A 2,918-nucleotide genomic window follows, 5' to 3' on the forward strand; every position below is an offset into this window, starting at 1 on the left:
GGCGGGCGACGATGCGGTCCAGCGCATGGCGCAGCGCTGCACGGTCGAGCGTTCCCTGCATGCGCAGTCCGAGCGGGATGTGATACGCCTGGCTGACGCCTTCCATCTGCGACAGGAACCACAGCCGCTGCTGCGCAAACGACAGCGGCAGCGAGCTCTCGCGCGAAGCCAGCGCAATGGCCGGCAGTTCCGGTTTGGCTGCCTGAGCAATGATTGATGCCAGTTCCGCGAGTATCGGGTAATCGAACAATTCGGTCACCCCGAGATCCGCGTTCAAGGACTCTCTTACGCGCGAGACCACCCGCATTGCAAGCAGCGAATGGCCGCCCAGGGCGAAAAAGTGATCGGCACGGCCGATGGTGCCGAGCTGGAGATCAAGCACTTCGGCCCAGATTGCAGCCAGTGCATTTTCGACTTCACCGACAGGTGCTTCATAGGCACGCACCGCATAGGCGTCGCCTTCCGGTGCCGGCAACGCCTGACGGTCCAGCTTGCCGTTCGGCGTCAGCGGCAGGGTGTCGAGCTGCACGTACGCGGCCGGCACCATGTACTCGGGCAGCACCGCTTGCAAGCTGACACGCAGCGCTTCAGTATCAAGCTGCACATCGGTCGTCAGGTAGGCGACCAGCCGCTTGTCGCCCGGCCGGTCTTCGCGTGCGATCACCACTGCTTCGCGCACCCCTTGCTGCTCCAGCAGCTTCGCTTCAATTTCACCGAGCTCGATGCGGAAACCGCGCAGCTTGACCTGCTGGTCATTGCGGCCCAGGAACTGAATGCTGCCGTCAGCCAGGTAACGTCCGAGGTCGCCGGTCCTGTACATCCGTGCATCCGGCTCGCTGCTAAATGGGTCGGCCACAAAGCGCTCGGCCGTCAGTTCATCGCGGTTCAGGTAACCGCGCGCCACCTGTACCCCGCCGATGTGGATCTCGCCCACCACCCCCTGTGGCACCGGCTGACCATGCACGTCCAGCAAATAGATGCGGGTGTTGGCAATCGGACGCCCAATCGCCGGTGCCTGCTCGCTTTGCAGATCGCACACCTGCATCGTCGCGCACACCGTGTATTCGGTCGGCCCGTAGGCATTGAGCAAGCGACGGTTACGCCCGAAACGCCGCACCAGCGCCGCATTCGATGCTTCGCCCGCCATCACCAGCGTGCGCACCGTCTCCAGCTGCGCTTCCTCCGGCAAGCCGGCCAGCACCACCGGCGGCAGGGTCACGTGCGTGATGCGCTCTTGCGCCAGCATCTCCACCAGCACCGGCCCGGCCAGCACCATGTCACTGGCCGGCAAAACCAGCGTAGCGCCCTGCACCAACGTGGTCACAATCTCCGACACGCAGGCGTCAAAGCTGAATGACGCAAACTGCAGCACCCGGCTGTCGGCTTCAATCTCAAACCCGGCAATCTGCGCCTGTGCCAGGTTGCCCACCCCGCGATGCGCAACCATCACGCCCTTCGGCTGACCGGTCGAGCCGGACGTGTAGATCACGTACGCCAGGTGGTCGGGTTCGACCCCGGTTTCAGTGCGCGGGAGATTGTCTTGCATTTCCTCGTTCCAGCGCATCGCATCCGCGTCGATGTCGAGGATGGGCGCGAAGCCGGCCGCAGCCAGCAACGTGTACTGCGTCTGCTCGCCGATCCAGGCATGCATGAGTACGGCCACCGGGGCGCTATCCTTCAGCATGAAGGACAGCCGCTCTGGTGGATAAGCCGGGTCCAGTGGCACGTAGGCGCCACCGGCCTTCCACACAGCTAACAGGCCGACCACCATGTCGATGCCGCGCGTCATGCAGATAGCAACCCGCGTATCCGGACCGACGCCCTGCTTGCGCAAATGGCGCGCCAGGCGATTGGCCCGGGAATTGAGTTCGGCATAGCTGACTTCAGTCCCGCCATGCTCCAGTGCCACTGCGTCCGGCGATGTGGCCGCGCGTGCCTCGATCAGTTCGTGGATGCAGGCGCGGGCCGGATATTCAGCCTGGGTCGCATTCCATTCCACCAGCAGGCGCTCGCGTTCGGCGTTCCCGAGCAGCGCCAGGTGTTCGATCGGTGTGTATTCCTGCTTCACCATTGCGTCCAGGATGCGACGCAGATAATCCAGCATGCGTTCGACGGTGTCACGCTCGAACAAAGTGGTCGCATAGGCAAGGCCCCCTCCGATCACTCCGTCCTGTTCGCCTAGCAGCAGCGACATCGTGAATTGCGCAGTGACCTGAGGCGATCCAATTGGCTCCAGTACCAGACCCGGCATCTTAAGTTCGCCAGCTTCGTTGTTGTTCCAGGTAAAGGTGACCTGAAACAGCGGACTGTGCGCCAGGCTGCGCGGCGGGTTGACGATCTCCACCACCTGCTCGAACGGCAGGTCCTGGTGCTGCTGCGCTTCCAGCGCATGAGCCTTTACCCGTTGCAGCAAGTCAGCTGTGGAGGGGCTGCCAGACAGGTCTATGCGCAGGGCCAGCGTGTTGAGGAACAGGCCGATCAGCGGCTCGACTTCGGCCTGGGTGCGGTTGGCCATCGGCGTGCCGATCACCAGGTCATCCTGTCCCGACAGGCGCGACAGCAGCGCCGCCCAGCCGGCCAGCAGCGTCATGAACAGCGTGGTGCCATGACGTGCGCTCAGGTCCTTCAGGTCCTGCGTAAGCGCCGTATCGAGTTCGAAGGCAACGAAGGCGCCGGCATAGTCCTGCTGTGCCGGACGCGGATGGTCGGTCGGCAACTGCAGCAATACCGGCGCGCCGGTCAGTGTCCGCTGCCAGTAGGCGCTCTGCGCCTGCAGCACCTCGCCGCTGACCCAGCGCCGCTGCCAGGCCGCGTAGTCGGCGTACTGGATCGCCAGTGGCGGCAACGGATCTTCTTCGCCGGCATGACAGGCGTTGTACAGCGCGCTGAACTCGTTGATCAGGATGCCCTGCGACCAG

The 2,918-nt window shown here is 64.0% G+C and carries 1 protein-coding gene; it reads right to left on the reverse strand.

All coding sequences use genetic code 11. The annotated features are described in order from the left end of the window. Window positions 1-2,918, reverse strand: a 2,918-nt coding sequence (locus ACFQUU_RS29105) for an amino acid adenylation domain-containing protein (RefSeq protein WP_382252107.1), incomplete at both ends; no start/stop codon positions are given.

Source organism: Herbaspirillum sp. GCM10030257, from assembly GCF_042666555.1.
Classification (GTDB): Bacteria; Pseudomonadota; Gammaproteobacteria; order Burkholderiales; family Burkholderiaceae_D; genus Noviherbaspirillum.